Raw genomic sequence first — 3,386 nt, forward strand, 5'->3', positions numbered from 1 at the left:
GGTCCGCCAGCAGCGAGTAGGTTTGTTCTGGAACGTGAACAGGCGCTCCGCGCGCGACGTTGACAATGTCGTTCAGGGAGACGTCACGATTGCGGTTGTGATTGATTTCGATGCTTGGACCGGCCACTTCTGGATCCTCCCCACCATATCATCTCGTAGAGTAACACGTTGGTTGATGGCAGCGGTAGCACGCGCCGCGACGGTCGCTTGTTCAGTGGCGCAGAACCTGTTTCGATAGCGACGAGAGTCAGAAGAGAGGGCAATGACGGAGGGAACTTCGGTGACGCTGCATTTTTTTAAAACGCGTTCTCGTACGTTCGATGCGCAATCCAGATTCCAGATGATGTCGCTGCGTACGACCTGACATCGTGTACTGGATTGCAGCGAACCGCACTCGGTGTCGATCCTTCGCCGCCGGTGTCGAACCAATGTAGGCGCAATCCTGTGGTCTGGAACCGGGGGGCGAGTGCCGGCGTCTCCGTATCTGACATTGATTTATATGGACGGTATATCGCATCCGCTCTCAATTCATGGCGTCAGGAGCGGCGGCACTTATGGGATCATTCGCGGCGGCGGAGGATCGGCAATCAGAAATCCCGGCGCGGAACACCGGGGTTTTTCAAGTCTGGACGACCATCATCGGGAGTTGATCGCCCAGATAGCAAATAGTACCGGGAATCGATCATCCACCTTTATTTGCCATAGCCGACGTATCTTTCCGCCGCGCATTGATTTTAGGCGCAGCACGATTCTTTCAATTTACCGCATCAGCTTACACTCGCCAAATTAAGCCCGCGTTCCCGCGCGCAGGCCAAGGCATCATCGTAACCGGCGTCGGCGTGGCGCATCACGCCGCTGGCGGGGTCGTTCCATAATACGCGCTCGATGCGCCGCGCGGCTTCCGGCGTGCCGTCGCACACGATCACCATTCCCGCATGCTGCGAATAGCCGATGCCCACGCCGCCGCCGTGATGCAGCGAAACCCACGTCGCGCCCGAGGCGCAATTCAAAAGCGCGTTCAGCATCGGCCAGTCGGAAACGGCGTCGGAGCCGTCTTTCATGGCTTCCGTTTCGCGGTTCGGGCTCGCCACCGAGCCGCTGTCCAGATGGTCGCGGCCGATAACGATGGGCGCTTTAAGCTCTCCTTTCGCCACCATCTCGTTGAACGCCAGCCCCACGCGGTGGCGGTCGCCGAGGCCGAGCCAGCAGATGCGCGCGGGTAGCCCCTGAAATTTTATGCGTTTTTTCGCCATGTCGAGCCAGTTGTGCAGGTGCCTGTCGTCGGGCAGCAGCTCTTTCACTTTGGCGTCGGTGCGGAAAATATCTTCGGGGTCGCCCGACAGCGCGACCCAGCGGAACGGCCCGATGCCCCGGCAGAACAGGGGGCGGATGTAGGCGGGGACGAAACCGGGAAAATCGAACGCATGTGTTACGCCTTCATCCTTCGCCACCTGCCGGATGTTGTTGCCATAATCGAAGGTCGGCACACCCATTTTCTTGAAGGCCAGCATCGCCTGCACATGTTCGGTGATCGAATCCCGCGCCGCGCGCTCCAGCGCCTGCGGGTTGCGCTCGCGGCTGTCTTCCCATTGCTCAAGGGTCCAGTCCTTCGGCAAATAGCCGTTCTGAAGATCGTGCGCCGAGGTTTGATCGGTGAGCAGGTCGGGCTTCACGCCCCGGCGCACCAGTTCGGGCAGAATTTCGGCGGCATTGCCGGGCAGGCCGACCGAAACCGGCTTTTTCTCGCGGCAGGATTGCTCGATGATCGCCAGCGCCTCGTCGAGGTTTGCGGTCATGCGGTCGAGATACCCGGTCTTGAGCCGCTTCTCGATGCGGCTCGGCTGGCATTCGATGGCAAGGCACGAAGCGCCCGCCATCGTCGCCGCCAAGGGCTGCGCGCCGCCCATTCCGCCAAGGCCCGCCGTTAAAATCCAGCGCCCGGACAGATCGCCGTTGTAATGGCGGCGACCGGCCTCGACAAAGGTTTCGTAGGTGCCCTGCACGATGCCCTGGCTGCCGATATAAATCCACGATCCAGCCGTCATCTGGCCGAACATCATCAATCCCTTGCGGTCGAGCTCGTGGAAATGCTCCCACGTCGCCCAGTGCGGCACCAGATTTGAATTGGCGATCAAAACCCGCGGCGCATCGGCATGCGTGCGGAAGACGCCGACCGGCTTTCCGGATTGGATCAGCAAGGATTCATCGGCTTCCAGCTTGCGCAGAGTCTCCACAATGCAGTCGAACGCCTCCCAGTTGCGCGCGGCGCGGCCGATGCCGCCGTAAACGACAAGTTCGTTTGGCCGTTCGGCCACTTCCGGATCGAGGTTGTTCATCAGCATGCGCAGCGGCGCTTCGGTCAGCCAGCTTTTGGCGCTGAGAGCCGTGCCGCGCGGCGACCGGATAATCCGCTCGTTATCCCGGCGCGGATCTTTCTGGCTGGCGTCGGGATTCGCGGTTCTTTTCATCGGCAATCTCCATTGAAAATTAGGCTGGCCATTTCTTCTTAGAGCCACTCTCTGTCACCACGGTCAACCGCCGTTTCAGTGTAAAGAGAGTCACAGCTTTATCCTCTCCAGCTCGTTCCGTCTGAGCCGTTCCTTGGTGCGATCGTAAAGCTTCGTTGTGCGCGGGTTTTCGTGCGTTGCCATTTCCTGCACGTGCTGGAAGCGACCTGGAACGCGTGCGCGTGCCCGATCTGGTGATCGCTGTAATGCAGCGTTGAGCTCGCATTCTTCAGCAAGGCGGTGAGCGGCGTTTTGCGTTCACACAAGGGCCGCGAGCGGAAATCTTTAAATCTTCGCCGTCTAGATGCAGAAGATCGAAGATGAAGAACACGAGCCCGGCCGCGTTGCCCGCATCCGACGCGGCCTGGATCATGCCGAAGGAGGTGATGCCGTCGGGGAAGACGCCGCACAGCTCGCCGTCGAGATAGGCCCGTGTGGCGGGCAGAGCCGCCACGGCCTTGGCGATCGCCGGATATTTAGGAGTCCAGTCGAGCCCGGTGCGGGTGAGCAATCTTACCGCGCCATGATCGAGACGCGCATGCATGCGGTAGCCGTCGAATTTGATTTCGTGGAGCCATTGATCGCCTTCGGGCGCCGTTTCGACGAGCTGGGTGAGCTGCGGCGGGATCCACGCCGGCAGAGCGGCCGCGGCACTGCGCCTTCGCGCTAACGGCCGCGCCATGCCGGGCCGGGCAATGCCGAGAGGGGATTTGCTGCGCGGAGCATACGCCTCTACGCCCGGGCAGGTTGCGGCGGCCCGCTGTCGCCGTAGGCTGCCAGTTCCGATAGCAAGTTCGCCAGGCTATAGGACGGTTTGTAGCCTAGCCAACGGACCGTCTCGGAAATATCTAGTCTGGTTGGCTTTAGGGCCGGATCGAG

The 3,386-nt window shown here is 60.8% G+C and carries 2 protein-coding genes; both read right to left on the reverse strand.

Annotated features, from left to right (window positions below; translation table 11 throughout):
• Window positions 1–767: 767 nt before the first annotated feature.
• Window positions 768–2,468, reverse strand: a complete 1,701-nt coding sequence (gene hutU / locus VNX23_RS14670; RefSeq protein ID WP_325631137.1) for a urocanate hydratase — start codon at window positions 2,466–2,468, stop codon at window positions 768–770.
• A gap of 268 nt (window positions 2,469–2,736) precedes the next feature.
• A complete protein-coding gene (locus VNX23_RS14675; protein WP_325631139.1) occupies window positions 2,737–3,189 on the reverse strand; it encodes a hypothetical protein in 453 nt (150 codons plus the stop codon).
• Window positions 3,190–3,386: the final 197 nt, after the last annotated feature.

The organism is Bradyrhizobium sp., from assembly GCF_035570375.1.
In the GTDB taxonomy this organism is placed as follows: Bacteria; Pseudomonadota; Alphaproteobacteria; order Rhizobiales; family Xanthobacteraceae; genus Bradyrhizobium.